General features: G+C 68.9%; 21 protein-coding genes, 2 tRNA genes and 4 pseudogenes. 8 read left to right on the top strand and 19 right to left on the bottom strand.

What is annotated here, in order from left to right:
- Nucleotides 1–190: 190 nt before the first annotated feature.
- Nucleotides 191–1,015, bottom strand: a complete 825-nt coding sequence (locus tag HK415_RS12350) for an RNase H family protein (protein WP_171559631.1) — start codon at nt 1,013–1,015, stop codon at nt 191–193.
- Between the two features lie 916 nt (nt 1,016–1,931).
- On the opposite strand from HK415_RS12350, the gene HK415_RS12345 reads away from it, so the two are divergent.
- Together HK415_RS12345 and HK415_RS12340 are read left to right on the top strand one after the other, a co-directional pair.
- Nucleotides 1,932–2,768, top strand: a complete 837-nt coding sequence (locus tag HK415_RS12345) for a TIGR02587 family membrane protein (protein ID WP_171559627.1) — start codon at nt 1,932–1,934, stop codon at nt 2,766–2,768.
- Between the two features lie 160 nt (nt 2,769–2,928).
- Complete coding sequence (locus HK415_RS12340; protein ID WP_171559623.1) at nt 2,929–3,216, top strand: hypothetical protein; 288 nt, start codon at nt 2,929–2,931, stop codon at nt 3,214–3,216.
- Between the two features lie 24 nt (nt 3,217–3,240).
- Here the strand turns inward: HK415_RS12340 and HK415_RS12335 are convergent, their stop codons facing one another.
- On the bottom strand, nt 3,241–3,765 hold the full coding sequence (locus HK415_RS12335) for a response regulator (protein WP_171559620.1): 525 nt from the start codon (nt 3,763–3,765) through the stop codon (nt 3,241–3,243).
- Between the two features lie 216 nt (nt 3,766–3,981).
- Here HK415_RS12335 and HK415_RS12330 point away from each other — a divergent pair, with 216 nt between their 5' ends.
- Nucleotides 3,982–4,170, top strand: a complete 189-nt coding sequence (locus HK415_RS12330; protein WP_171559617.1) for a hypothetical protein — start codon at nt 3,982–3,984, stop codon at nt 4,168–4,170.
- 8 nt (nt 4,171–4,178) lie between these two features.
- On the opposite strand, the gene HK415_RS12325 is transcribed toward HK415_RS12330, so the two are convergent.
- The 7 genes from HK415_RS12325 to HK415_RS12295 form a co-directional block, all read right to left on the bottom strand.
- Nucleotides 4,179–4,319: a hypothetical protein gene (locus HK415_RS12325; protein WP_171559614.1), complete on the bottom strand. Its 141-nt coding sequence runs from the start codon at nt 4,317–4,319 to the stop codon at nt 4,179–4,181.
- 41 nt (nt 4,320–4,360) lie between these two features.
- A tRNA-Lys gene (locus tag HK415_RS12320) sits at nt 4,361–4,436 on the bottom strand.
- Nucleotides 4,427–5,023: a cell division protein ZapB gene (locus tag HK415_RS12315; RefSeq protein ID WP_171559610.1), complete on the bottom strand. Its 597-nt coding sequence runs from the start codon at nt 5,021–5,023 to the stop codon at nt 4,427–4,429. Before HK415_RS12315 ends, HK415_RS12320 begins: the two co-directional genes overlap by 10 nt.
- 154 nt (nt 5,024–5,177) lie before the next feature.
- A tRNA-Ala gene (locus tag HK415_RS12310) sits at nt 5,178–5,252 on the bottom strand.
- A 43-nt stretch (nt 5,253–5,295) separates the two neighbouring features.
- Entirely contained in the window at nt 5,296–6,654 is a 1,359-nt protein-coding gene (locus HK415_RS12305) for an NAD(P)H-dependent oxidoreductase (RefSeq protein ID WP_171559607.1), read from the bottom strand.
- Nucleotides 6,654–7,535 carry a phytanoyl-CoA dioxygenase family protein gene (locus HK415_RS12300; RefSeq protein WP_171559602.1) on the bottom strand — a complete coding sequence of 294 codons (882 nt, stop codon included), beginning with the start codon at nt 7,533–7,535 and terminating at the stop codon, nt 6,654–6,656. Before HK415_RS12300 ends, HK415_RS12305 begins: the two co-directional genes overlap by 1 nt.
- Nucleotides 7,532–8,224, bottom strand: a complete 693-nt coding sequence (locus HK415_RS12295; RefSeq protein ID WP_171559599.1) for a GntR family transcriptional regulator — start codon at nt 8,222–8,224, stop codon at nt 7,532–7,534. The genes HK415_RS12300 and HK415_RS12295 overlap by 4 nt, the downstream gene beginning before the upstream one ends.
- A 107-nt stretch (nt 8,225–8,331) precedes the next feature.
- On the opposite strand from HK415_RS12295, the pseudogene HK415_RS12290 reads away from it, so the two are divergent.
- A pseudogene (locus HK415_RS12290) lies at nt 8,332–9,181 on the top strand (alpha/beta hydrolase).
- Nucleotides 9,182–9,276: 95 nt separating this feature from the next.
- Here the strand turns inward: HK415_RS12290 and HK415_RS12285 are convergent.
- Together HK415_RS12285 and HK415_RS12280 are read right to left on the bottom strand one after the other, a co-directional pair.
- On the bottom strand, nt 9,277–10,254 hold the full coding sequence (locus tag HK415_RS12285; RefSeq protein ID WP_171559595.1) for a GMP reductase: 978 nt from the start codon (nt 10,252–10,254) through the stop codon (nt 9,277–9,279).
- 135 nt (nt 10,255–10,389) lie between these two features.
- The gene (locus HK415_RS12280; protein ID WP_309246679.1) at nt 10,390–11,058 is read right to left on the bottom strand and encodes a hypothetical protein; all 669 of its coding nucleotides are present in this window, start codon (nt 11,056–11,058) and stop codon (nt 10,390–10,392) included.
- Between the two features lie 65 nt (nt 11,059–11,123).
- On the opposite strand from HK415_RS12280, the pseudogene HK415_RS12275 reads away from it, so the two are divergent.
- Both HK415_RS12275 and HK415_RS12270 read left to right on the top strand, forming a co-directional pair.
- A pseudogene (locus tag HK415_RS12275) lies at nt 11,124–13,498 on the top strand (UvrD-helicase domain-containing protein).
- A 65-nt stretch (nt 13,499–13,563) separates the two neighbouring features.
- Nucleotides 13,564–14,034 (top strand): tetratricopeptide repeat protein, encoded by a 471-nt coding sequence (locus HK415_RS12270; protein ID WP_171559592.1) that lies wholly within the window; start codon nt 13,564–13,566, stop codon nt 14,032–14,034.
- Here the strand turns inward: HK415_RS12270 and HK415_RS12265 are convergent.
- Entirely contained in the window at nt 14,031–14,765 is a 735-nt protein-coding gene (locus tag HK415_RS12265) for a FecR family protein (RefSeq protein WP_171559589.1), read from the bottom strand. The genes HK415_RS12270 and HK415_RS12265 overlap by 4 nt on opposite strands.
- Entirely contained in the window at nt 14,762–15,304 is a 543-nt protein-coding gene (locus HK415_RS12260) for a BPSS1780 family membrane protein (protein ID WP_309246678.1), read from the bottom strand. Before HK415_RS12260 ends, HK415_RS12265 begins: the two co-directional genes overlap by 4 nt.
- Before the next feature lie 56 nt (nt 15,305–15,360).
- Between HK415_RS12260 and HK415_RS26360 the strand changes: the two genes are divergently transcribed.
- The gene (locus tag HK415_RS26360) at nt 15,361–15,603 is read left to right on the top strand and encodes a hypothetical protein (RefSeq protein WP_309246677.1); all 243 of its coding nucleotides are present in this window, start codon (nt 15,361–15,363) and stop codon (nt 15,601–15,603) included.
- Here the strand turns inward: HK415_RS26360 and HK415_RS12255 are convergent.
- Together HK415_RS12255 and HK415_RS12250 are read right to left on the bottom strand one after the other, a co-directional pair.
- A pseudogene (locus HK415_RS12255) lies at nt 15,584–16,554 on the bottom strand (homoserine kinase). The gene HK415_RS26360 and the pseudogene HK415_RS12255 sit on opposite strands and share 20 nt — an antisense overlap.
- Nucleotide 16,555: 1 nt before the next feature.
- Nucleotides 16,556–16,864, bottom strand: coding sequence for a hypothetical protein (locus tag HK415_RS12250; RefSeq protein ID WP_253261858.1), 309 nt, complete (start codon nt 16,862–16,864; stop codon nt 16,556–16,558).
- Between the two features lie 52 nt (nt 16,865–16,916).
- On the opposite strand from HK415_RS12250, the pseudogene polA reads away from it, so the two are divergent.
- Nucleotides 16,917–19,744 (top strand): annotated as a pseudogene (polA, locus tag HK415_RS12245) (DNA polymerase I).
- A 176-nt stretch (nt 19,745–19,920) separates the two neighbouring features.
- On the opposite strand, the gene HK415_RS23940 reads toward polA, so the two are convergent.
- Genes HK415_RS23940 through HK415_RS26355 form a run of 4 tightly spaced genes read right to left on the bottom strand, consistent with a single transcriptional unit; the run spans nt 19,921 to nt 26,737 of the window.
- Nucleotides 19,921–22,359 (bottom strand): efflux RND transporter periplasmic adaptor subunit, encoded by a 2,439-nt coding sequence (locus HK415_RS23940; protein WP_253262206.1) that lies wholly within the window; start codon nt 22,357–22,359, stop codon nt 19,921–19,923.
- A 23-nt stretch (nt 22,360–22,382) separates the two neighbouring features.
- Nucleotides 22,383–22,733, bottom strand: coding sequence for a hypothetical protein (locus HK415_RS23935; RefSeq protein ID WP_216369785.1), 351 nt, complete (start codon nt 22,731–22,733; stop codon nt 22,383–22,385).
- Complete coding sequence (locus HK415_RS23930) at nt 22,726–24,873, bottom strand: PqqD family peptide modification chaperone (protein ID WP_216369784.1); 2,148 nt, start codon at nt 24,871–24,873, stop codon at nt 22,726–22,728. Before HK415_RS23930 ends, HK415_RS23935 begins: the two co-directional genes overlap by 8 nt.
- A gap of 13 nt (nt 24,874–24,886) precedes the next feature.
- The gene (locus HK415_RS26355) at nt 24,887–26,737 is read right to left on the bottom strand and encodes a GAF domain-containing protein (RefSeq protein WP_171559582.1); all 1,851 of its coding nucleotides are present in this window, start codon (nt 26,735–26,737) and stop codon (nt 24,887–24,889) included.
- Nucleotides 26,738–26,743: the final 6 nt, after the last annotated feature.

Genomic DNA, 26,743 nt, shown 5'->3' with positions numbered 1-26,743 from the left:
CGGCCGTTGGTGAGGTCGATGGCGAAGGACCGCAACCGCTGCATTGCTGCCGCTCAGGACGGACAGCAGAGGGTCGAAAGCAGCCAGCGCCGCGGGCTGAATCTGGCGATGAGGAAACCAAGCCGCTCGATGCGATGATCTAGCGTGAAGCGCGGTGTGCAGCGTGCCCATGCACGCTTGGTTGACAGATTCAATACCTGTAGTCGTCAGGGTCGAGCTCTTCGAGCACTTGCTCGATGCTTGGGTGATCGTGGTCAGAGTTCAGACGCACCAGGAGGCACTTGTTGCGACTGAGCAAGTGTTTGTACCAGACGAAGTCAACGTCTTTGTAGGATGGGTCGTCCGCGCCAATGACCTCGAACCGATATTCGTACTCCCTGGCGTACTTCATGTACTTGGTAGAGATGATCCGGATTTTGACTGCACGGCCATCGAAGGTGACACACCCTCGCTGCGTCTTACGATCTGACCACTTGTAAGTCGTCTGGCTGACTGAGAGTGGCCTGTTGAACGGCATCGCTGCAGACTTCTTCGCGAGCTTGTCGGCTGCTCGGTTGTAGATGTTCGACTTGTGCCCCTTCACCCACCGCACCTCAACGCGACGTGGGAGCGCGTTGACCTCTTTCCTTAGTCGCTTCCAGAGGTCAATGTTCTTGACGGGCGTGCCATTCGCGCCGCGCCACCCTCTCTGAGGCCAGATGTTCATCGCTTTAACGAAGTTCTCGGTGACGTATTGGGAATCCGAGAACAGCAGGATCTTCTTGAACTGCTCCAAGTCCGGAAACACGCGCTGGGCTTCCTGCAGACCCGCAATGCAGGCTTGGATCTCCATCTCGTCGATGGTCGCGCTCTGGTAACCCGTAGGTGCGTGCTCACTGGTCTGCGGATCTCCAGCTTCGTCGACCCACATAAGCACCACACCCACACCAGCCGCTCGCTTCTTACTGGGGAAGGACGACCCGTCGGTGTAGATGTTCAGGGCCTCTTCGTCGTGGATCCCGCCTTGAGTGATCATGATCTTTCCGTTCAGGCTTCCCGCTGAACCATACTGCCACGTCCCAGCTAGATCAAGAGCTTCCAGGCGCGCACAACCTCGTACAGGCTGATCACCATGCCCGAAGGGACGCCTAATCCGCGGCGCCTTCGCGGCAGCGCACGCCGGTTCTCAAATCCACGCGCATCGCGATGCGGCTGCTTCCGGCAAGAAGGAGCACTCACCGGGTTTAGGTCTTGTTACGCAAAACCAGGTACGTAATAAGGTGTCCCATCTCGCACGCACGACACCCTGGGCCTATCTCTCGATGTTGATGGCGAGGGCACGGGCGCTCCCCAGCGCCGAAAACAGGAAACACAGGGCCGCGCGTCAGCTCCGGCGCCCGTTTGAGATCACAGACTGTGACCTCAAAGATGCCAGCTTAAACATGATTGGAGAAGCTGCCAGTGGCTGGGCGCATTCGCGGGCCGGCGATGCGGTACATATTTAGTCGCCAGCCAGGCTATGCTCTCCCGGGGCGCCGAAGAATTCTTCCGCGGAGATCATCCCTCCCTGGTCCCGAACATCTCCCCGTCATAGCCCGCGGCTCCGCCATTGGATCCGGCTCCTCGGCCCCAGGCGGACCTTCGCGGTGATCCCCGCGCTCCACATCTTCAGCCCCCTTCGTCGGCATCCCCACCGCCGCACCCCCGCCCGTGAAGCTGTGCGTCCCGATGGGCGCGCCCCTGCGTTGCGCCTTGTCCTGCGGCTTCTCGTCGGCTTCGTGCCAGGGTTGCGGCTTCTGCTCGTTCATGCGTGCGCCTTGCGCCGCTGATGCGGCCTTCCATTCATTGTTGGCCTGCGGGTCCCCGCGCCTGTCGCTCCAACGCAGACAATCGCTGTCCGCCGCCTCCGACGCGCCCCACGGCCTGTGCGGCCGGTGCTATCGTCCCCGCGCATGAGCAGCGCCAACCCCAGCCCCGACCACCGGCGGCACTTCGCCGTCGGGCTGGCGCGCGCGTTCGCGGGGGCGGTCATCTTCGGCCTGCCGCTGCTGATGACCATGGAGATGTGGTGGCTGGGCTTCTACATGGAGTCGTGGCGGCTCGCGCTCCTGCTCGTGCTGTTCTTTCCCTTCCTGGTGGTGCTGTCCTGGCACGTGGGCTTCGAACCCACCTTCAGCCTGCGCGACGACGTGGTCGATGCGCTGGTGGCCTATGCCGTCGGCTTCGTGTCGTCGGCGCTCGTGCTGTGGCTGATCGGCGTGCTCAAGCCCGATGCGTCCCTGCGCGAGATGGTGGGGCAGGTGTCGCTGCAGGCGGTGCCGGCCAGCATCGGCGCGCTGCTGTCGCAGACGCAGCTGGGTGGCAAGAACGCCAAGCAGCAGCCGCGCGGCGGCGTGGCGCTGTACTGGAGCGACCTGTTCATCATGTCCGTGGGCGCCTTGTTCCTCGCCTTCAACCTGGCGCCCACCGAGGAGATGGTGCAGATCGCCGCCGGCCTGTCCGAGGGGCGCACGGCCTTGCTGATCGTGGTGTCGGTGGCCGCCATGCACCTGTTCGTGTACGCCGTGGCGTTCCGCGGCCAGCCGCAGGACCACCAGAAGGCTTCGGGCTGGAGCGTGCTGATGCGGTTCACCGTCACGGGCTACGTGCTCGCGGCCCTGGTCAGCGCGTACATGCTGTGGTCCTTCGGCCGGCTCGATGGCCTGTCGCTGGCGGCGGCGCTGCACGCGGTGGCGGTGCTCGGCTTCCCGGCCGCCATCGGTGCCGCGGCCGCGCGGCTGATCCTGTGATGCCGGTCATGGGCGTATCCACCCACGACGACGCAGACGCGAAGCAGCAGGATCGCGACGAGCACCTGCGCGAGCCGCCACCCTCCTTCTGGGAGTGGGTCTGCGCCTTCATCGGCCTGGCGCTGCTGCTGGCGAGCCTGGGCTACCTGCTGCATGACGCGTGGACCGGCAAGGAGGGGTGCCCGCGCCGCAGGTGCGGCTGGTGGACATCCAGCAGCAGGACGGGCGCTACCTCGCGCGCGTGCAGGTGTTCAACCAGGGCCGTGCGACGGCGGCAGCCTTGCGCGTGCAGGGCGAATTGCGCCGCGGCGGCGAAGTGGTGGAGACCAGCGAGCTGGAGTTCCAGCATGTGCCCGGAAAGTCCACGCGTGAAGGCGGACTGTTCTTCGTGCAGGATCCGCGGCAGCTGCAGCTGCAGCTGTCGGCGCGCAGTTACCAGAAGCCCTGACGCCGCGCTCCGCCGGCGCGAGCGCTACTCCTTGGCGCGCGTGACCACGACCACCAGGTCATCGAGCAAGGCCGCCAGTTCCGCCGGCGCCACCGGCGCGCCGAGGTACGCATTCGCGCCCGCCGCGATGCTCTGCGCCTCGTGCTCTTCGCCCTGGTACACCGCCGTCATGTGCACGATCGGCAGCGAAGCCGTCGCGTCGTTCGCTCGCAGCAGGCGGCAGACCTCCAGGCCGTTGATGTCGGGCAGGTGGACGTCCAGCACCACGGCGTCCGCCTTCGGCGCGAGTTCGAGGCACTCCGCGCCCGCGGATCCTTCCAGGGTGCGGAAGCCCGCTGCGCGCAGCCCGCGCGCGACGGCGTACTTGGCAGCCTCGCTGTCGTCCACCACCAGGATGGTGTGCTGCGAACGGTCCACGCCCAGGGCCGGACGAGGCGCGGTGCTGCGCCTGGCGTCGTTGTCCAGGTGGCTGCGAAGGCTCGCCGCGCCGCTGCCGCCCCGGTTCCCAGGTTCGTTGGGGTCGGGGAGGGCAGCCTCTTTGTTGTCCAAGGCCCTTGCTCCTGTCGATCGGGCGCCGTAAAAGCAAGGCGCCACTTTCCGAGGATAGCTCGCCCGCTCGTTGGCTGGCTCATGTAACAGCGCAGAAGGCGCCGGGCGTTGCTGAGCGCGGAAACAGTCCTGCATTGCGCCCGGCTTTGCGTCCCCGAAACACTGCGGCGCGGGTGTCCTACAGGTCAGTGAGCCCTCGCGTGCGACGGTGTACCCATGAACACGCACCAACCTCCAGGCCACCGCTCCGGCGAAGGTACGTCGGGGCTGTGGGAGCTGATCGCCGAGGACGACAAGCGCAAGCGTCCGTCGGCGAACGAATCGCTGAGGAAACCCATCGGGGATGCGGACCACCGCCGCGTGTACGGCGACGTGCTGCGCCCGGCCACGCCCCACCGCCGCTGAGGGGTGCGTTACTTCTTCGGGCCGCGCAGGTCGCGCCGGAAGAGGGGGCGCAGCGCGACGAACACCGCCACGGCCGCGATCGCCGAGCCGGCCGCCACGTTCCAGAACTCGCCGACCGCAAATGCGGCGGCGGCCAGGACGAGGGCCATCCGGAGATGCTTTTCCCAAGGGCGGTGCATGGAGGGGTGAGTGGTGGGTCCTGTAGGATTCGAACCTACGACCTACGGATTAAGAGTCCGCTGCTCTACCAACTGAGCTAAGAACCCACTGCGAGAAAGTTTGTGGTGGAGGTCGGGAGCATCGCTCCAAGCCCGCCACGAGTCGTATCCACAGGCCTTGCGTCGCGAGGACTTGCTCGGGTCGGCAAGCACTGCAATCCTGGCTGGGACAACGGCGCGAAGTGTAGCACACGGCTGTGCCGGCCTCCGCCGCCACGCGATCTATTGGGGGCGGATGCATCGACGCCGAGCGGGCCGTCGAAGGTTCCGTCGAGCGACTCGATGCGCGCCGGGTTCTTCTTGCCGGGGATGTGGACCTGCAGCCCCAGCGGTCCCTGGGTGATGTTGACGCGCACGCTGGGCCCGCCCACTTCCTCGCAGTACTGGTACACGCCCGGCCGCCAGACTTCGGACGCCGCGTGCAGGCGCTGCGTGCCCAGCATGTTCGCGATGCGCTTCTGCAAGCTGTTGCGTTCCACCTGCAGCGCCTGGACCTGCGCGAACAGCGTGTCGACGCCGCGCCGGTCGCCGCCTTCTCGGCTGACCTCGAATGCTTGCGCCAGCAGCGTGGATTCCTGCGCGACCAGCGCAGAAACCCGCGAGCGAAGTGTGGCGATGCTGTCGTCCTGTCCCATGGACTTCATCTTGGGGCTTCGCCGGGAAGTTGCAGCCGGTTGCGCGGCCGCGCGGCCGTCGGATAGCTGCCCATTAGGGAGATTCCCACCGCAGGCTGGGCTACCGGCGCCCCAAAGAAAAAGGCCTTGTCGAGACAAGGCCTTGGGAACATTGTGGTGGAGAGGAGGAGGATCGAACTCCCGACCTTCGCATTGCGAACGCGACGCTCTCCCAGCTGAGCTACCCCCCACAACGACAGTTATTGTAGCAAAGCCGCGCAGCGGTTTTCAGGTCAGGCGGCTTTCAGCACACGGGGCGCGAACAGCGATTCCATCTCGCGCCGGACCTTGTACGCATGCGTGCCCGTGTCCATCGCAACGTCGCTCCAGCTGAGGCTCTGGCCCTTCTTCACCGGCCGCACCAGCTTCACGTCGTGCGCCAGCCCCAGCGGCAGGCCGCCCATGCGCATGGAGGTCTCGGCCGGCAGCAGCTTGCCCCACACCGTGTAGCCGCCTTCGCCGTCGAGCACTTCGCCCGGCTGCAGGTCGCGCTTGGCGGTGGCCACTACGTCGGCGTTCCAGCAGGTGGCCACGCCGGTCGCTTCGCCGCGCAGCGCCACGCTGGCCACCGACACGCCGACTTCCAGGCCGATCAGGTGCCAGCGCTTGTAGAGCGTGAAGTAGCGGCCGCTGGGGTCGGTGTGCGCCTTGTACTCCTCGAAGCAGTTCTTGATGTACTCGGTCTCCGCTTCCACCGTCACCCACACGCCCATGCGGATCTCGTAGGGGATGGCGCGGCCGTCGGTCTCCAGCGAGGAGATCACTTCCACCATGCCCTTGCGTTCCAGCACGCCGCCCTCGCTCTTCGGCCGCGTCACGTAGGGGATGTCCTCGATGCTGGCCGGCGGATAGAGCAGGCCGTCGGAGGGCACGTGCAGGCCGGTGGCGTTGGCCACCGCGGTGCTCTCGATCGAGGGCTTGGAGCCGTCGAGGAAGCTGTTGAACATCTTCGGGTTGAGGCCGCCGCGTTTCGCCTGCTCCGGCGTCAGGCCCCAGTTGTTCCACACCGTGTCGGGCGTGGACTCGCTGAAGTGCGGCAGCCACTTGTGGCCGCGGCCGGCGGCCACCACCGGGAAGCCGCAGGTGCGCGCCCAGTCCACCAGGTCGCAGATCAGCGCCGGCTGGTCGCCGAAGGCCAGCGAATACAGCACGCCGGCATCGGCCGCCTTGCGCGCCAGCAGCGGCCCGCAGAAGGCATCCGCTTCCACGGTGACGTTCACCACGTGCTTGCCGTTGGCAAAGGCTTCCAGGCAATGGTCCACCGCGGCGATCGGGTGGCCGGTGCATTCCACGATGACGTCGATGGCGGGATGGCGCACCAGCGCCTGCCAGTCGGCGCCGACGTGGGTGGCGCCGGTCCTGAGCGCCTCGTCGATGCTGGCGGCCTGCGTGCGTTCCGCCTTCCAGCCCACGCGGGCGAGGTTGGCGCGCGCGTTGTCGGGCGACAGGTCGGCGATGGCGGCCAGGTGCACGCCCGGCGTGCGCGGGACCTGCGCGAGGTACATGGAGCCGAACTTGCCGGCGCCGATCAGGCCGATGCGCACGGGCTTGCCCTGCGCGGCGCGTTGCTGGAGTTTCGCGTGGAGGGACATCAGGCGGCTTTCTTGATCTGGTCTATGGGTTCGGAGGAGGTGACGAGGGCGCTGGCCGGCATCCCGTTCTTCCACGGCACGTCCACGGGGTAGGGCATGCGCAGGCAGTCGTCGGGCAGGCATTCGATCGGCGTGAAGTCGCGGTGCGCGATGTACTCGGGGCGCTTGAAGCGGCGGATGTGGTTGGACACCGCGCACAGGCTCAGGTACACGCTCACCCGGTTCCAGGGCGAGAGGTTGCTGGTGGACGCGTGCACCAGGCAGCTGTGGAACAGGATCATGGAGCCGGCCGGGCCCTTGGGGCTGACGATGCCGCCGTCCTTGCCGCCGGCGCGTTCCACCAGTTGCGCGATCAGATCGTTGCTCACGGTCCAGAGCGGGTAGCTGGTGGTGGTGAGGTCGTGCCTGGCCTCCACCACGCCCTTCTTGTGGCTGCCCGGGATGAACATCAGCGGGCCGTTGTACTCGTTGACGTCGTCCAGGAAGATCGCGACGTTCATGGCGCGCTCGGTGGGCATCATGTCGTCGTTCAGCCAGGTGCCGTAGTCCTGGTGCCACTGCCAGACGTCGCCCTCGAAGGCCATCTTGCCGTTGATCTTGAACTGGTGCATGTAGACCTGCTCGTCGAAGAGGTCCATGACCGGCCGCACCATGCGCGGGTGGCGCGCCAGGCGCGCGAAGGGCTCGCTGACCATGTGCGCGGCGAAGTTCGTGCGCACGGCGTCGCTGCCTTTCTCGCGCACGTTGTAGGCCTCGCGGCGGGCGTACAGCTCCGGCACGGCGGCGGTCAGCGTCTTCGTTTCCTCCGGCTTGAACAGGCCGGGGAAGAACAGGTAGCCCTCGCGATCGAACTGCTCGAGCTGCTCTTTCGTCAATCTCACTGGCGTCTCCTCGGGTCCTGGGTGGGTGGGTTCAACACGGCGTGCAGCCGCTCCACCAGCGTGTCGCTGGCGTGCAGGCCGTGTTCCTCGATCAGGCGGGCGGCGCCGTCGGCGTCTCCCGCGGCGATGGCTTCGGCGATGGCCTGGTGCTCGTCCCAGATCGCCTCGCGCTGCGCCATCTGCTGCAGCACCGCGCCCATCACGCGCTTCAGGTGGCGCCAGTGCAGCTGCGCGGTCTCCTCGATCAGCGGGTTGCCGGCGGCGCGGTACAGCGCCTGGTGGAAGGCCATGTCGGCGTCGATCATTGCCATCACGTTGTCGCCGCTGGCGGCGCGGCGGCCCGCCTCCAGCAGTTCGGGGGCGATGCGGAAGCGGCGTTGCGCTGCCAGCCGCGCGGCCAGCGCGTCGAGCGCGCCGCGCACCTGGTACAGGTCGCGCGTGCGCTGGGCGTCGAGCGGCACCACCTGCAGGCCGCGGCCGGGGGCGTCCTGCAGGAAGCCGTCGCGCTTGAGCAGGCGCAGCGCCTGCAGCACGGGTTGGCGCGACACGGCCAGCTGCTGCGCGATCTCCTCCTGTGTCACACGTTCTGCGGGAGCCAACGATCCGTCACTGATGGCGTCCATCAGCGTGCGATAAACGCGGTCGACCAGGTCCGGGGCGGCTTCGAGTTGGAGGAGCTGGGCGGGCATGGCGATATGCTGTATACAGAATACAGCCCTGTCAACGCCAAAAACCTCACTTGCAACCCTGACAAGTTGTGTCAAGATGTTGCAAACGGATGGGGCAGGAGATGCAGTTGCAGTCGCATGACGGGGCATGGCACGACGCCATGTACAACAACCGGGAGCTGGTGCCGGACCACCCCGGTACTTCGCCCGCTGGGGCGCGGAGTCGGAAAGGGCGCGGGCCGAAGGGCCTTGCGAGCTCGACCTGCGCTATGGCGCCGGCGAGGGCGAGGCACTGGATGTGTTTCCAGCGCCGAGCGGGGATGCGCCGGTGCTGGTGTTCGTCCACGGCGGCTACTGGCGGGCGCTGGACAAGCGCGACCATTCATTCGTCGCCCCGGCCTTCACCCGCCACGGCGCCTGCGTCGTGATCCCCAACTACGCCCTCTGCCCGGCGGTGACCATCCCGCAGATCACGCTGCAAGTGGCGCGCGCCGTGGCCTGGACCTGGCACAACATCGGCCGCTTCGGCGGCGACCGGCGCCGCATCGTGGTGGCCGGGCATTCGGCCGGCGGGCAGCTGGCGGCCATGATGCTGGCCTGCCTGTGGCCGCAGCTCGATGGCGCGCTGCCGAAGGACACGGTGCGCAGCGCGCTGGCGATCTCGGGGCTGCACGACCTGGACCCGATCATGAAGACGCCTTTCCTGCAGCCCACGCTGCAGCTCACCCGCCAGCAGGTGGCGCAGGCCAGCCCGCGCGGCTGCCGGCGCCGCGGCAGGGAACGCTCTACACGGTGGCGGGTGGCGACGAGAGTGCGGAGTACCACCGGCAGAACCGCCTGATCGAGGAAGCCTGGGGTGGGCGGCGGGTGCCGGTGTGCGAGACGCTGCCGGGGCTGAACCACTTCAGCGTGCTGGATGCGCTGGTGGAGCCCAGCCAGAGGTTGCACCAGCTGGCGCTGGATCTGTTGCGGGCCTGAGAAAGCGTCGCGGTTCGCCTGCGGGCTCACCACGACCTACACGAAGGCGGCCTCGTAGGTCGTGGTGAGCGCGAAGCCGAACCGCGACACCCTGCCTACATCAGCAGGTGTTCCCCCGCGTTGTCCCCACCCAGGATCACGTAGTTCACCTTCCGGATGTCCGCCAGCTTGGTGCCGCCGGCATAGCTGATCGAGCTTTGCAGGTCTTCCTGCATCTCGCGCAGCGTTTCCGCCAGCTTGCCCTTCACCGGCTCGAGGATGCGCTTGCCCTCGACGTGCTTGTATTCGCCCTTGTTGAAGTCGGACGCGCTGCCGTAGTACTCCTTGTACAGGCGGCCGTCCACTTCCACCGTCTGGCCGGGCGACTCCTCGTGGCCGGCCAGCATGGAGCCGATCATCACCATGGTGGCGCCGAAGCGGATGCTCTTGGCGATGTCGCCGTGCTCGCGGATGCCGCCGTCGGCGATGATCGGCTTGGTGGCCACGCGGGCGCACCACTTGAGCGCCGACAGCTGCCAGCCGCCGGTGCCGAAGCCGGTCTTCATGCGCGTTATGCAGACCTTGCCCGGGCCGATGCCGACCTTGGTGGCGTCCGCGCCCCAGTTCTCCAGGTCGATGATGGCTTCCGGCGTGCCCACGTTGCCGGCGATCACGAAAGTGTCGGGCAGCTTCGCCTTCAGGTGGGCGATCATGTTCTTCACCGTGTCGGCATGGCCGTGCGCGATGTCGATGGTCACGTACTCGGGCACCAGGCCTTCCGCGGCCAGGCGGTCGACCGCCTCGTAGTCCGCCGGCTTCACGCCCACGGAGATCGACGCGAAGGCGCCCGCTTCCTTCATCTTGCGCACGAAGCGCACGTTGTCCAGGTCGAAGCGGTGCATCACGTAGAAGTAGCCGTTCTGCGCCAGCCACAGGCAGATGCGCTCGTCCACCACCGTCTTCATGTTGGCCGGCATCACCGGCAGCTTGAAGCGGCGGCCGCCGAACTCGAGCGACGCGTCGCATTCCGAGCGGCTTTCCACGCGGCACTTGCGCGGCAGCAGCAGCACCTTGTCGTAATCGAAGATTTCCATTTCCAGGCTCCGGAGGCTGTTGAAGAACAGGTGAGCGCTTGGACTGTGGGGGCCGGTGGCGTGTGGGCAGGCCACAAACGCGAACCGGGCCACAAATGCTTGGGCCCGGTGACTGATTCTACTGCGGAGTGCTTTCTAGGGACATTCGGTCCTGCTGATGGACCGGATACGCCCGCGCGAATCGAGCAGCACCGCCACCAGCCTCAGCCGTTCCGGCCTGGCGCCCTCGTGGATCTGCATCGCCCGGGCCTCGGCCAGCTGGCCCGGCGCCCGGCCCACGAGCTTGCTCCAGTCGGGCCGGAACACGTTGCGCACCAGGTAGCGCGCCACCGGGCTGCCCTCGGTGCCCGCCGGCAGCACCTCCACCAGCAGCAGCCAGGCGCGCCAGGGCTCGCGGCCGGGGTCCTTCAGTTCCATGGTGATGCCGACGTAGTCGTTGAAGGCCGCGCCCTGCGCCAGCCGCAGCGGCACCGGGTCACCCGCGCGCACGCTGCCGACCGCGGCGCTGCGCTCGGGCACCGGCTTGCCCAGCATGTCGAGGCGCTCCAGCGCCTCGTCCATCGCCACCACCGACAGCGGCGCGTCGCCGCCCTTGCGCCCGGGCACGACCCAGTCCAGCGCGATGGTGTTGGCGCCGGGCTTCGGCGTGGCCGGGTCGCGCCAGCACTCGGCGCAGTCGGCGTTGGTGAAGCGCTCCAGCACGGCCTGCGGCTGCGGCACCCCGTCGCTGGTGCACAGGGCGTGCGCGGCCAGCGGCAGGGCGAGCAGGGCGAGCAGGGCGGCGGAAATCAGGCGGCGTGGCACGGCAGTGGGAGTATGGACGCGGGCCAGGGTTCCTTGGCGCGACCCCGGGGTTCCTACAATGCCCCATGTTCCCAGAAGTCGCCGCCGACTCGCCGCTGCTGCAGCACCTCAATCCCGAGCAGCTCGCCGCCGTCACCCTGCCCAACGAGCACGCGCTCATCCTTGCCGGCGCCGGTTCCGGCAAGACCCGCGTGCTGACCACGCGGATCGCCTGGCTGCTGGCCACCGGCCAGATCGGCCCGGGCAACGTGCTGGCCGTGACCTTCACCAACAAGGCGGCCAAGGAAATGATGACGCGGCTGACGGCCATGCTGCCGGTCAACGTGCGCGGCATGTGGATCGGCACCTTCCACGGCCTGTGCAACCGCTTCCTGCGCGCGCACTACAAGCTGGCCAACCTGCCGCAAAGCTTCCAGATCCTGGACACGCAGGACCAGCTGTCGGCGATCAAGCGCCTGATGAAGCAGCACAACGTGGACGAGGAGCGTTTCCCCGCCAAGGAAACGCAGTGGACCATCGCCGGCTGGAAGGAAGAAGGCCTGCGCCCGAACATGGTGGACACGCGCACCGAGGAGGACCGGCGCAAGGTCGAGATCTACCAGCTATACGAGGAGCAGTGCCAGCGCGAAGGCGTGGTGGACTTCGCCGAGCTGATGCTGCGCAGCTACGAGCTGCTGCGCGACAACGACCCGATCCGGGAACACTACCGCCGCCGCTTCCACCACATCCTGGTCGACGAGTTCCAGGACACCAACAAGCTGCAGTACGCCTGGCTGAAGATGTTCGCGGGCGAGGGCAACTCGGTGTTCGCGGTCGGCGACGACGACCAGAGCATCTACGCCTTCCGCGGCGCGCGGGTTGGCAACATGGCGGACTTCGTGCGCGAGTTCAGCGTGCGCCACCAGATCAAGCTGGAGCAGAACTACCGCAGCTTCAGCAACATCCTCGACTCCGCCAATGCGCTGATCGCGCACAACAAGACGCGCCTGGGCAAGAACCTGCGCACCGACCAGGGGCCGGGCGAGCCGGTGCGTGTCTACGAAGCGCCGACCGACATGGCCGAAGCGCAGTGGATGGTGGAGGAGATCCGCCAGCTGGTGCGCGACGACACCCCGCGTCATGAAGTCGCGGTGCTCTATCGCAGCAACGCGCAGTCGCGGGTGATCGAAACCGCGCTGTTCAACGCCGCCGTGCCCTACCGCGTGTACGGCGGCCTGCGCTTCTTCGAGCGCGCCGAGATCAAGCACGCGCTCGCCTACCTGCGGCTGCTGGAGAACCCGAACGACGACACCAGCTTCATCCGCGTGGTGAACTTCCCGGCGCGCGGCATCGGCGCGCGCACCATCGAGCAGGTGCAGGACGCGGCGCGCGCTGCGGGCTCCTCGCTGCACGACGCCGTGGCCGCCACCACCGGCAAGGCCGGCGCCAACCTCGCGGCCTTCGTGCAGAAGATCGCTGCCATGCGCGCCGAGACCGAGGGCCTGACGCTGCGCGAGATCATCGAGGTGATGCTCCAGCGCAGCGGCCTGATCGATCATTACAAGGCCGAGCGCGACGGCGCCGACCGCGTGGAGAACCTGGAGGAACTGGTCAACGCCGCCGAGAGCTTCGTCACGGAGGAAGGCTTCGGCCGCGACGCGGTGGCGCTGCCCGTCGATGAACTCGGCGCCACGGTGCTGCGGCAGTCGCCGGCCAGCCAGGGGCTGGATCCCAGCCTGCCGGAAATCAACGAACCGGCGCCCGACTACGTGCCGCCCGACGCCGAGACCGGCGAGACGCTGTCGCCGCTGGCCGCCTTCCTCACGCACGCCGCGCTGGAGTCCGGCGACAACCAGGCGCAGGCCGGCCAGGACGCGGTGCAGCTGATGACGGTGCACGCCGCCAAGGGCCTGGAGTTCAACTGCGTGTTCGTCACCGGCCTGGAAGAGGGCCTGTTCCCGAGCGAACGTTCACTGGCCGACTACGAGGGGCTGGAGGAAGAGCGGCGCCTGATGTACGTGGCGATCACGCGCGCGCGCCAGCGCCTGTACCTCAGCTATTCGCAGACCCGCCTGCTGCACGGACAGACCCGCTACAACGTCAAGAGCCGCTTCTTCGAGAGCTGCCCGAGCACGCCCTGAAGTGGCTGACGCCCAAGAACCAGAACTTCGGCGGCTCGGCCTTCGGCTTCGGCATGGGCTATCCGAGTTCGCGCGGCGCCGGTTCGTCCGGCGGCTACGGCCGCAGCGAGACCAACGCCCACCCGCAGGTGCCGGTGCAGAAGGCGGAGCCGGCGCACGGCCTCAAGGCCGGGATGAAGGTGTTCCACACCAAGTTCGGCGAAGGCACGGTGCTGACGCTGGAAGGCTCGGGCACCGACGCCCGCGCGCAGATCAACTTCCCGCGCCACGGCCACAAATGGCTGGCGCTTTCGGTGGCGAAACTCACGCCGGTGACGTAGCTTCCCGATTGACGGCCCGGGGGCGGCGCCTCCACACTGCGGCTCCCGACCCACGGAGCCGCGCGATGAAGGCCCTTCTCCTCCCCACCGCATTGCTGTGTGCCGCCCTGGCCGTGCAGGCCGCCGACACGCCCGGCGCGAGCCCCAACGTGCCGCAGCCGACGGTGCAGGACCGCCTGGCCAACGCCCGCAAGGCGGTGGCGAGGAACGACTGGAGCGGCGCCATGCGCGAGCTGAACGCCGCGCTGCGCGAGGACCCGCAGAACGCCGACGTGCACAACCTCCTGGGCTACACCTACCGCAAGCGCTCCTCGCCCGACCTGGTCAAGGCGATGGACCACTACGGCATGGCCCTGAAGATCAACCCGCTGCACAAGGGCGCGCACGAGTACATCGGCGAGGCCTACCTGGCCAGGAAGCAGCTGCCCGATGCCGAGCGGCACCTGGCGGAGCTGGAGAAGATCTGCGGCGGCCCGGCCTGCGAGGAATACCAGGACCTGGCGAAGTCGATCGCCGACTACAAGGCGCGCAACTAGCGCGCCAGCGGGTGCGGCTGCGGGTCCATGTAGCCGCTGCCGTCCTTCGTGCCCTTGCGGCCCAGGATCTCCCAGGCCGTGCGCTGGTTCATCAGCGCCGCCACCATCTCCACTTCCTCGTCGGTGTGGTTGATGGCGCGCGCCGGCGTCAGCAGCTTGCCGTTGCGCGGTGCCACCTCGCCCCAGAAGGACTGGTGGTACTCGGCCTGCGACAGCACGCTTTCGCGGCCGGCCGACACTTCCACCGTGCCGTAGCAGTTGCAGAAGTAGCTGCGGCCGTTGTCCTGCACTTCGGAGTACAGGCCGGTGCCGCGGATGCCGGCGGTCAGCGTCGGCATGACGACTTGCCGTTGGTTGCCCTTGCTCCAGACGCTCACCACCGCGCCGGTGATCAACCGCAGCACGCTCACGGCCGTCAGCGTCTCGCCGCGCTCCACCCGCATGCGCGTGTTCTGCCGCACCAGGAAGGCGGAGTTGCCCATGACGAAGGCGAGGTGGCCGCCGGGACCGGTGACGATCTCGTCGCCGGTCTGGATGAACTGCTGCTGCCGCAGGGCCTGGCCGTTGAGCGTCGCGTCGCCGCGCAACTCCACGATGTTGCTGCGCTGCTGGGCGTGGGCTGTCGCGAAGCCGCCGAGGGCGGTCCAGGCGGCGGCGGCCTGCAGGAAGCCGCGCCGGCGGGTCCAGAGCAGCTCGTCCTCCTTGCGTCCTTCCAGGGTGTGCCGGGTCATGGCGCTTCTTCTCCTCCGGGTTCTGCCGCCACCACTTCCGCGTCGTCGGCGCGGAAGCTGTCGCGGAAGGTGAAATAGAGCGAGGTGGTGAACATGGCCACCAGCAGCAGGACGGTGGGCATCATGATGCTGCGGGCCACCGCCGTGCCGCCCAGCATCAGGCCGATGGTGCTGATGGTGAAGCCCACCACCATGAACACCGCCAGCCAGGCGAAGCCGTACATCAGCATCGCGCCGGCGTTGCGCAGGCAGGCGACCGCGCTGAAGAACAGGCTCTTGACCGGCGAGATGCCATGCCAGTGCACCAGCGCGGGCGCATGCCAGAACAGCACCACCAGCGGCACGTGGAACAGCAGGACCACCAGCATGCGGGCGTCGAGCTGCGGGCCCGCCGCGTCGGCGGGCGAGGGCGCCGGCGGCTGGCCGGCGACCAGCGTGCCGAGCAGCGTCGCCGCCATCGAGCCGGCGGTGTAGATCGCGCCCAGCACCAGCATCGCGCGGGCGCGCTGGCGGCCGGCGCGGAAGGCGCTGATCAGCACTGGGCATGGGGAAGCGGCCGCTTTCGGCTTCCGCGGTCGCCGCCATCAGGCCCAGCGTGGCCGCGGGCACCAGCATGGCGCCGGCCACCGAGCCGAGCCAGGGGATCTGCGAGATCACCAGCACCACGGCCATGTACATGAAGAACAGTCCCGTGAGCGCCAGCGGCTGCTTGAGGAAGGTCCGCACGCCGAGTTTCACCCACTGGATGCCGGTGCGCGCCGGGACGATATTGAGTTTCACGAATCGAATTTACCCGATGCTTGCGAAGCGACCGCGCATCACAGGGCCGAAGCCGTGACGGGATGCGCAACGCGCTCGCGCAGCACGCGCTCGAAATGCGTGGGATCGTGCGGCTTGAGCAGGGAGGCCTCGCGGGGCAGGTGGAAGTCCCACAGGCGCGAGATCCAGAAGCGCAGGGCGCCCGCGCGCAGCATGGCGGGCAGCAGCTGGCGCTCGGCGGCCGACAGGGGTCGCACGCCGGCATAGGCTTCAACGAACCACGCGCGCGATCCCTGTCGTGCGCGCCGGTGGGCAGGTCGATCGCCCAGTCGTTCAGGCACACGGCCAGGTCGAAGAGCCAGGCATCGACGCCGGCGAAATAGAAGTCGAAGAAGCCCGTGAGCTTGCCGTCCTGGAACATGACGTTGTCGCGGAACAGGTCGGCGTGGATGGCGCCGCGCGGCAGCGCGGCATAGGCGGCACTGGCCGCCACGTGGTTCTGGTAGGCCAATTCACCGCGCAGCAGGGCCGACTGTTCCGGCGTGACGAAGGGCAGCACCACGGGGACCGTCTCGTTCCACCAGGGCAGGCCGCGCAGGTTCGGCTGGCGCCGCTTGTATTCGCGGCCGGCCAGGTGCATGCGCGCCAGCATCGCGCCGACCTGCGCGCAATGGTCCGTGCCGGGCGCCAGTTCGTGCTTGCCTTCCAGCTTGTTCACCAGCGCCGCCGGCTTGCCGCACACCGTGTGCAGGATGTCGCCGCTCCTGTCCGCCGCCGGGTCGGGCACGGGGATGCCGTGCTGCGCCAGGTGCTTCATCAGGTGCAGGTAGAAGGGCAGCTGCTCGAAGGTGAGGCGCTCGAACAGGGTCAGCACGAACTCGCGCCGCCCCAGCATGTCTTCCGCCGTGACGAAGTAGTTGGTGTTCTCGATGCCGCTCTGGATGCCGCGCAGCTCGCGCAGTTCGCCCAGGTTCAGCGCGCGCAGCAAGGCGCCGGCCTCGCTTTCCGAGACTTCGGTGAAGACGGCCATCTCAGAAGTCGAAGACGTTCCAGACGCGTTGCTTGCGTCCTGCCATGCCCTCGCGGCCTTCGGGCGAGCGGTTGCGGGTGAGGTCGTCGGTGGGAATCTCGTAGCCGGGCACTTCCGCCTTGGGCTGCACCGTGATGGTCTGCGCCTGGCCGCCCACGCGCAGTTCGTCGATGCGGTTGCCGCCGTCCTCGATTCGGATGCGCTCGATCTTCTGGTTCCTGCGCGGATCCAGCGTGCCTTCGCGCTCGATTTTCGTCTGCGCGAAGGACAGCACGGGAACGAGGGCGATCAGGGCGAGGCTCAAGCGCATGGGCGCCATTGTAAGGGTGCGGGTTCCGGCACCCGGGCACAATCCTCTCCCTATGAGCGAGACGGACCAAGTCCCCCAACCCGAACCCAAGGTGCTGCTGCTGGTCGACGGCTCCAGCTACCTGTACCGCGCCTACCATGCCATGCCCGACCTGCGCGCGGTCCCAGGCGACCCCGCGAGCCCGGCCACCGGCGCCATCCGCGGCATGATCAACATGCTGCAGAAGCTGCGCCGCGACGTGCGCGCGGACTACGCGGCCTGCGTGTTCGACGCTCCCGGCGCCACCTTCCGCGACGAGCTCTACCCGGACTACAAGGCGACGCGCTCGCCCATGCCGGACGACCTGCGCGCGCAGATCGAGCCGATCCACGAGGTGGTGCGCCTGCTCGGATGGAAGGTGCTGCACGTGCCGGGCGTGGAAGCCGACGACGTGATCGGCACGCTGGCCTGCATGGCCACCGAGCGCGGCATGGTCACCATCATCTCCAGCGGCGACAAGGACCTGTCGCAGCTGGTGAACGAGCAGGTGACGGTGATCGACACCATGAACGAGCGCCGCCGCGACCTCGCAGGCGTGGAAGTGGAGTTCGGCGTGCCGCCGCGGCTGATGGTGGATTACCAGACGCTGGTGGGCGATGCGGTGGACAACGTGCCCGGGGTGGACAAGGTCGGGCCCAAGACCGCGGTCAAGCTGCTCAAGGAGTACGGCTCGCTGGACGCCCTGGTCGCGCGCGCCCACGAAGTGAAGGGCGCCGTCGGCGAGAACCTGCGCAAGGCCCTGGACTGGCTGCCCAAGGGCCGCGCGCTGCTCACGATCCGCACCAACTGCGACCTGAAGGACCACATCCCCGGCTTCCCCGAGCTGGAGGACATCGTGATCGGCGGACAGGACGTCGAGAAGCTCAAGTCCTTCTACGACCGCTACGGCTTCAAGGGCCTGGTCAAGCAGCTGGAAAGCCACGACGTGCCGCCGGAGCTGATCGAGGAACACCGCAAGCGCGAGCGGGTCCCGGTGCCCCCGGTAGCACCGGCAGCCTGTTCGAGGAACCCGACCTCTCCGGCCTGTCGCAGGCGACCACGCTGCACTACGAGACCGTCTTCACCTGGGACCAGTTCGAGACCTGGGTGCAGCGCATCGAGGCCGCGTCGCTGGTGGCGGTGGACACCGAAACCGATTCGCTGGACGAGATGCTGGCCAACATCGTCGGCCTGTCCTTCAGCACCGAGCCGGGCCTGGCCTGCTACATCCCGCTGGCGCACGACTACCAGGGCGCGCCCGACCAGCTGCCGCGCGACGACGTGCTGCAGCGGCTGCAGCCCTGGCTGGAGGACCCGGAGAAGAAGAAGCTGGGGCAGCACGTGAAGTACGACCGCCACGTGTTCGCCAACCACGGCATCGACGTGCGCGGCTACGTGCACGACACCATGCTGGAAAGCTACGTGCTGGAAGTGCACAAGCCGCACGGCCTGGCCAGCCTGGCCGAGCGCCACCTGGGGCGCACCGGCATCGACTACGAGACCGTCGCCGGCAAGGGCGCGCACCAGATCGGCTTCAACCAGGTGCCGGTGGACAAGGCCGCCGAGTATTCCTGCGAGGACTCGGACCAGACGCTGGACGTGCACCTGGCGCTCTGGCCCAAGCTGGAGCGCGACTCCAAGCTCAGGTTCATCTACGACCTGGAAATCCAGAGCAGCGAAGTGCTGTACCGGGTGGAGCGCAACGGCGTGCTGATCGACGCGCAGGCGCTCGCGCAGCAAAGCAACGAGCTGGGCAACCGCATCATGCAGCTGGAGCGCGAAGCCCACGAGCTGGCCGGCCAGCCCTTCAACCTGGGCAGCCCCAAGCAGATCGGCGAGGTGTTCTTCACCAAGCTGGGCCTGCCAGTGGTGAAGAAGACCGCCAGCGGCGCGCCCAGCACGGACGAAGAGGTGCTGGAGAAGCTGGCCGAGGACTATCCGCTGCCGGCCAAGGTGCTGGAGCACCGCAGCCTGTCCAAGCTCAAGGGAACCTACACCGACAAGCTGCCGCAGCAGGTGCATCCGCGCACGGGCCGCGTGCACACGCACTACGCGCAGGCGGTGGCGGTGACCGGCAGGCTTTCCAGCAACGACCCCAACCTGCAGAACATCCCGATTCGCACGGCGGAAGGCCGGCGCATCCGCGAGGCCTTCATCGCGCCGCCGGGACACCGCATCGCCAGCGCAGACTACTCGCAGATCGAGCTGCGCATCATGGCGCACATCAGCGAGGACGAGGCGCTGCTGCGCGCCTTCCGCGAGAACCTGGACGTGCACCGGGCCACGGCCTCGGAGGTGTTCGGTGTCGCGCTGGACCAGGTCTCCAGCGAGCAGCGCCGCTACGCCAAGGTGATCAACTTCGGCCTGATCTACGGCATGAGCAGCTTCGGCCTGGCGCGCAACCTCGGCATCGAGAACGCGGCGGCCAAGAGCTACATCGACCGCTACTTCCAGCGGTACCCGGGCGTGAAGCAGTACATGGATGAGACGCGGCTGTCGGCCAAGGCCCGCGGCTACGTGGAGACGGTGTTCGGCCGAAGGCTCTACCTGCCGGAGATCAACTCACCCAATGGCCCGCGCCGCGGCAGCGCCGAGCGCCAGGCGATCAACGCGCCGATGCAGGGCACCGCCGCCGACCTGATCAAGCTGTCGATGTGCAAGGTGCAGGAAGTGCTGGACCGCGAGCAGCGCGCCACCAGGATGGTGATGCAGGTGCACGACGAACTGGTGTTCGAGGTGCCGGACGACGAGGTGGAGTGGCTGCGCACGGAAATCCCGCGCCTGATGGCGGGTGTGGCGGAGCTGCGCGTGCCGCTGCTGGCCGAGATCGGGATCGGGGCGAACTGGGAAGAGGCGCACTGAGGCGTCGCGCCGCCATGGGCGAACAGCTCCTCTGCATGTCTCAACCACCGGTGCCAGCCTCCGTTCGGGATACACCCGATCGGAGGACGTCGGTTCTGCGCTCGGTGTAACGGAGAGGCAGGATGACACGCACCTCCCACCGCTCGGGGCCCGTCCGGGCCTCTCGGTCGAAGTGCCTATTCGAACCGGGTCCGGCACTTGACGCCGGCCGTGATGCTGCCCTTCGGGTTGTTCAACTCGAGCCGCACGCCGAAGGTGCCGCTCGCCGAGTCGACCACCCGGTCGACGATGGTGACCGTCGCGACATGGCGGCCTCCGAGCGGGGGTTCCGGTTCCACGATCCCGGTGCTGCCGACCTTCACCTTGCCGAGCATGGCCACGGGCAGCACGACTTCGACCCGCAGCGGCTGGGTCTGCGCCAGGCGCAACACGGGACGCGCGCCGTCCCCGGCCTGTGCGATTTCACCCACCCCCTGCAGGCGTTCGGTCACGATGCCGTTGACCGGGCTGCGCAGGCGGCGCTGTTCGACGAGTTCGGCCAGCCGCTGCTGCTCCAGCGCTGCCAGCCGCTGGTTGTCGCGCGCCTCGGCGGCCGCCGCGTCCGCCTGATTGAGCTCGGCGAGGGCGTCGTCGCGGTCCTGGTTGGCGATGAACTTCTCCTTCAGGAGTTCGTCGCGGCGCTGGAACTTCTCCTTCGCTGCGCTGAGGCGGCTGTCGGCGCTGCGGATCTGCCCCTGCATGTGGGCGCGGAACCGGGCGCCTTCGAGCGCGGCCCGCTCGCTGGCCGTGTCCAGTTCGACCAGGATCTGGCCCTTGCGCACCTCGGCGCCGCGTTCGGCGTGGATCGCCGCGATGCGGCCTTCCACGGGGCTGCGCAACTCGATGCGCTGCATCGGCTCGATCAGGCACGCGTAGCCGCCCGAACCGGGCTTGGGTCCGCCCGCGGGCGCGGCCATCTCGGCCCACGCGGACCACGGCAGGGCGAGCGTCAACAGCGAGATCAGCGTTCGGTTCATATCGGGTCCCCTGAAATGGACATCATCTTGTCGAGTTGCCGATCCTGCCGCAAGGTGTCGCGCCGGGTGCGGGCGTGCATGCGCTCCGCGCGACGCTGTGCCGCCACGCGCGCGCCTTCGATCCAGAACGCCATCTGCCCGGGACGCATCCGCAGCGCCCAGCGCAGCAGCCTGGAGGCGCCGCCGCCATGCCGGGCGAACAGCCCGTCGTCGAGCGCCACGATCGCGACAGCGCATCCGGGGTCCCCTGGCGCGCCCCCGGCCGAACAGCTGGCGATCGATGCGCGGCGACTCGTGGAACTCGGTCAGCACGACGCACAGGCCGCCCAGCCCTGCGGCACCTTCACCGAGCGCGATGTCGGTGCCGCGGCCGGCCATGTTGGTGGCCACGGTGACGGCCCCGCGTCGCCCCGCCGCCGCGACGATCGCAGCCTCCTCGGCGTCCTGCCGCGCGTTGAGCACCTGGTGCTCCACGGCGCGGGACGCCAGCACCGCGCTCAACTCCTCGGAGGCCTCGACCGAACGCGTGCCGACCAGCACGGGCTGGCCGGCCGCCTGCCGCTGGGCGGCGAACGCCGCGACGGCCTGCCACTTGGACGCGGCGTCGGCGCAAAGCCGGGCCTTGAGCACCGTGCGCACGACCGGGCGGTGCGTCGGAACGACGACCGTCTCCAGCCGGTACACCACGGACAGTTCGTGCGCCAGTTCACGCGCGGTGCCCGTCATGCCGGCCAGGCGCAGGTAGCGGCAGAAGAATCGCTGGTAGGTGATGCGGGCCAGCGTGCGGGTCTGCTCGGACAGCGGCACGCCTTCCTTGGTCTCGATCATCTGGTGCAGGCCCTGCTCCCAGGTCCGCCCGGGCAACACGCGGCCGGTGTACTCATCGATGATCTGGACCTTCCCGTCGGCGTCGACCAGGTACTGGTGATCCCGCCGGTACAGGTGCAACGCGCACAGCGCCTGCACGACCAGGTGCTCGCGCACGTGGGCGGCCGGCCACGGCACGCCGAGGTCCTGGCAGGCAGTCGTCGCCTGGGCGCGCCCGGCGTCGGTCAGGCGTATCTCGCGCCGCGCGGCGTTCAGGCTCCAGTGCAGGCCCCGCTCCAGCCCGCCCGCGATGCGCAGCGCCTGCGGAAGGGCCGCGGCGTGGTCCACCGGACCGGCCTTCACCGCCAGGATCAACGGCGTGCGCGCCTCGTCGACCAGGATGCTGTCGCATTCATCGACGATGGCAAAGTGCAGTCCGCGCAGCAGGGGCGGCTGCAGTGCCGCGCCGTCGTACAGCTGGCGCGAGCGCAACTGCGCGGCGCTGGCCCGCCCGCCCGCCGCCACGCGATCACGCAGGTAGTCGAACACCAGTTCCTTGTTCGTGCAGTAGGTGACGTCGCAGGCGTAAGCCAGGCGCCGTTCCGCCGGCTCGATGCCGTGGTGGACCACACCCACCCGCAGCCCGGCGAACGCATACAGCGGCCCGAGCGTTGCCGCGTCGCGTTCCGCCAGGTAGTCGTTGACCGTGACGACGTGCACCGGCATGCCCGCCACGCCCGCCACGCAGGCGGCCAGTCCGGCGGTGAGGGTCTTGCCTTCGCCGGTGGCCATCTCGGCGAGCCGGCCGCGCAGCATCACGCCGGCGCCGAACAGCTGCGAGGGTGCGGCAGCAGGCCGATGACACGCCTGGCAGCCTCGCCCACCAGCAACAGCACGCGGGTCAAGTCGTCGCGGCGGCGCTCGCGCACGGCCGCCGGCGCCAGTTCACGCAGGCGCGCGCGCAGGGCGTCGTCGTCCAGCAGCGCCAGCGCCTGCGCCTGCTGCTGCTGCGCGCGGGCCAGGCGCGCCACTTCGCTGCGCGCCGGGGCCGGCACGATCCCGCGCAGCGAACGCAGCAAGCCGCGCGCCCACTGGTCCGCCGCATGCTCGGCCAGGTCCTCCCGCTCTGGAAAGGCGGTGCGGGCGAGTCGCAGGGCGTCAGACATTGAAGTGCGAAAGGAAGGCCCGCCGCAGCGCGCGCCAGCCGCGCAGGCCGACGGGTTCGGGCGCGTGTTCGAAGCGGACGTGCACGCGCGAGCCGAGGAAGTCGTGCGGCACTTCGTGCGGCAGTTCAAGCTCGAACTCGAACATGGACTCCACGGTGGCCAGCGACTTGGCATCGCGGGGATCGGTCTGCACCGTGCCGCCGCCCGCCACGGCGAGCACGGCACTGGGCAGCTGGCGCGTCGCCGCCGGCACCTGGCGCGCGAGCCGTGCGGGCCAGCTGCGCTCGGGGGCCTGCGCCATGCGCGCCTCGACCGCGCGCGTGGACAGCTGGATGGTGTCCACATCCCCCTGCGGCACCAGCACGCGCACCAGCGGCGGGTCGGCGGTACGAAGATACCCGAGCACCTCGCCTTTTTTCACGTAGCGTCCCGGCAGGTCGTCCGGCCGGTCCACCAACAAGGCACCGGCGACCGAGGCGCGCAGCGTCAGCTGCTGCGCCTCGTCCTCCAGCCGTGCCAGCGCGGCCTGCTCGCGCGCGACATCCTGCTCCAGCTGCTGGACACGCGCCTGCGACACCGTCCAGGCCGCATCGAGCTGCGCCTGGATTTCCTCCAGCCGCCCGCGCTGCGCCCCGATCCGCGCCACCAGCGCCGGCTCCACCGACTCGATCACCGCCTGCCCCGGCTGCACCTGCGTGCCCGGGGCCGCCAGCACCTGGCGCACGAAGCCGGCCGTCCCGGCGCGCAGCAGCGCGCGCTCGGGCAGCCACAGCACGCCCTCCGTGACGGTATGCATCGGCAGCGGCACCACGAACAGCAGCAGGGCCGCACCGGCGGCGCCTCCGGCCAGCACGGCGCGTATGCGCGTCCCGTGGCCGGCGAACCGGGGTGCCGTGGCCAACGCCCGCAGACCCTTGAAGACCGGCCAGACCAGCGACTGGCCGATGGACCACAGGGCGAGCGCGACGCCCACGAAGAACAGTTTCTGCGCAATGAAGATCGCGATGCCGATCGCAACGACCAGGCGATAGACGTAGGCCAGGGGCGCATAGGCCAGGAACCACCGGCGTTCGTCCGCCCCCGCGCGCGGCGGCTCGCCGCCCTGCACCCCGAAGACGCGCCGCTCCACCAGGTCCTGCCAGTGCCGGTTGGCGCGCGCGCCCAGGTTGGGAAGCTCGGCGAGGTCCGCGAGGATGTAGTAGCCGTCGAAGCGCAGCAGCGGGTTGGCGTTGAAGAACACGGTCGTCACGCTCGCCAGCACCGCCACGTTGTAGGCGATCGAGCGCAGCAGGCCCGGCTCCAGGAGCAGCCAGAGGTAGAACGCGATAGCGGCGATGAACAGTTCGACCAGCATGCCGGCCGCGCCGACCAGCGCACGCTGCCACTTGCTGCCCAGGGCCGCCGCGTTCGAGACGTCGACGAACGGGACCGGGTAGAAGGCCAGCAGCATCACGCCGCATTCGTGCACTTCGCCGCCACGCCACTTGCAGACCAGGCCGTGCCCGAGTTCGTGCAGCACCTTGACCAGCGGGAACAGCAGGGCCAGCATCAACAGGTTGTCGGCGGCGAGCCATTGCTCCTGGGCGTTGCCGGTCAGGCCCGCCCATTGTGAAGGCAGCAGCAGCAGCGCCGGCAACACCACCACCAGCCAGAGCCCGATGCCAGTCCAGCCGTCCAGCGGGCGCAACCAGCGGGCCAGCCGCGTCAGCAGTGCGTCGGGATCGTAGAGCGGAAAGCGCAGCGCGATCGGGTTGGCGAGGCGGCCGATCCACTTCGCGCGCGCGTGCTTGCGTCCGCGCTCCAGGAGCTCGACGTTGTCAGGCGTCACGTCGGCGTAGACCAGGTCCGCCGAATGCAGCTGGCCGAGCAGCTGGATGATGTCGTCCTGCGTCGGCGTCTCGTCGTCCACCGTCTGCGTCAGCAGCGCCCACAGGGTCGCGAGGTCGCGCCGGCCATCCAGCAGCTGGATGACGCGCCAGGCCGCCGCGTTGAAACGATGATGGCGTCCGCCGATGCGATCCTCGAACACGTGCCAGACCTGGCCGCGGTACTCGTGGCGGTGGATGCGAACATGGCCGCGCAGGCGGGGCCGCAGCCCGCACACGCGGTGCCAGTGGTTGGACAGCAGCGGGCGCGTCATGTCCGAGCGCTCCTCACGGCACCAGCTTCCACCAGGCCAGGCGCGCCCAGTCCACCAGCGGGCGGCTCCAGATCCACAGCAGGCTTGCCCGCCCGGCGTCGATCTTGCCGACGCCTTCCATGTTCGGGCTGAGCTTGGGCGCCTTGTCGGCCAGTTCGGCCTCGACGCGGAAGTAGGTGTGTCCCTCCTCGGCCACCGACACCGGCGTGAGCTTGCGCACCGTGAACGGCCAGCTGCGCCCCGGCAGGCTGGCCAGCACCAGCTCGCCGGTGGCGCCGGTGCGCACGTGGCCGATGTCGCGCTCGTCCACCTTGAGGATCACGCGCCACGAATCCAGCGGCGCCAGCTCGAACAGCACCTTGCCCTGCTCCAGCGGCGAGCCCAGCTGCTGCGAAAGGTCGCCGGCGACGACGGTGGCGTCGAACGGCGCGGTGACCTCCACGCGCTCCAGCTTGCCCAGGACCAGGTCGAGCTGGGCCCGCGCCTGGTTGGCCTGCGCCGCGGCGAGGCGCTGGTCGACCCGGTTGCCCTTGGCCATCGCCTCGAGTTCCTTGCGCTGCGCGACTTCGAGCTCCGACTGCCAGCGCACCCGTTCGAGCTTCAGGTCCTTGTCCTCCAGCACCGCCAGCACCTGGCCGGCCTTGACCGTGTCGCCCGCGCGCGCGGGCGCCGCGCGCAGGAAGCCCTCGAAGGGCACGACGGCCGACCGCTGCATCGAACCCTCCACCTGGGCCCGCGCCGGCACGCGCATCGGCGCCGGCACCGTTCCCAGCAGGAGCAGCACCAGGGCCAGGGACGCGGCGCCGAGCTTGAGCGCCGGGTGCGAGCTGTCGGTTGCCACGCCGATCCAGCGGCGCGCAGTCCGTCCTGCCCGATGCCATGCGCCGAGGCCGGCGTCGTGCTGCAAGTCCAGCAGGGGCGCCACGCCCAGCGCCAGGGTGTCCACGAATTCACGGTCGGCGGGCGTGAAGGCGTGATCGCGCTCCAGCATCAGCACGCCCAGCACCCGCTGCGCCGCCACCAGCGGCACGCTGCACAGCGCGGCGACACCCTGCTGCGCGGCGTAGCGCGCGTGTGTCGCGTGGATGCGCAGCGCCGGAGCCTCCGCAGGCGGCGGCCAGTCGATGCGCTGGCGCTGGTCATAGGCCTCGTGCATCGCCTCCAGGGCCGAGTGCATCGCGCCAGCGCGATGGTCGAAAACGGCGGAGCCGGAAACGGCCACCAGGCGAAGCGTCTTGCGGCGCGCCACGCCCAGCAGCACCTGGCGGCAACCGAACTCGCGCGCCAGCCGGTTCACCAGGGCCAGGGCCCCTTCACGTTCGGTGCGCTCGTTCTGCAGGGCCAGAACGGTATCGAGCAGGAACCGACCCTGGCGCAGCCCCGCCGAAGCCTGCGCCGCGCCGCGCTGGCGCAGCAGGTCGACGAGCCAGCCGGCCCCCCAGTGCGTGAGCTGCAGGGCGCGTTCGAGCGCTGCGGGCTCGGCGGCGCCGAGGTCCAGCACCACGACGCCGGCCAGCACCTGCTGCAACTGCAGCGGATAGGCCAGGCGCACGTGGCCCAGCTCGTCATGGCGCACAACGCCCTCGCGCGTGCGCAGGGCATCGGTCGCGATTTCGGAGAGGTAGCTCAGGTCGCGCGTCGCCGGCACGCCGGCGACGGGAGCGAAACTTCCGTCGTCCTGCGCCAGCAACACGATCCCGGCCCGCGCCTGCAACAGCGACGTGGCCAGCACCTCGAGCCAGGCGCGGCACAGCTGCTCGCCGTCGGCCGCCGATGCCAGGGCGTCCCAGGGATCCGGTGTCGTGAACTCAGAACCGGGGAAGACACTGCGGCCATGCGTGGGACTCGGTGGAGCGGATGTCACTGCGTC

This window comes from Ramlibacter montanisoli (assembly GCF_013087525.1).
Classification (GTDB): Bacteria; Pseudomonadota; Gammaproteobacteria; order Burkholderiales; family Burkholderiaceae_C; genus Ramlibacter; species Ramlibacter montanisoli.
The sequence above is the reverse complement of the archived record's forward strand: the minus strand, read 5'-3'. Positions and strand labels throughout refer to the sequence as shown.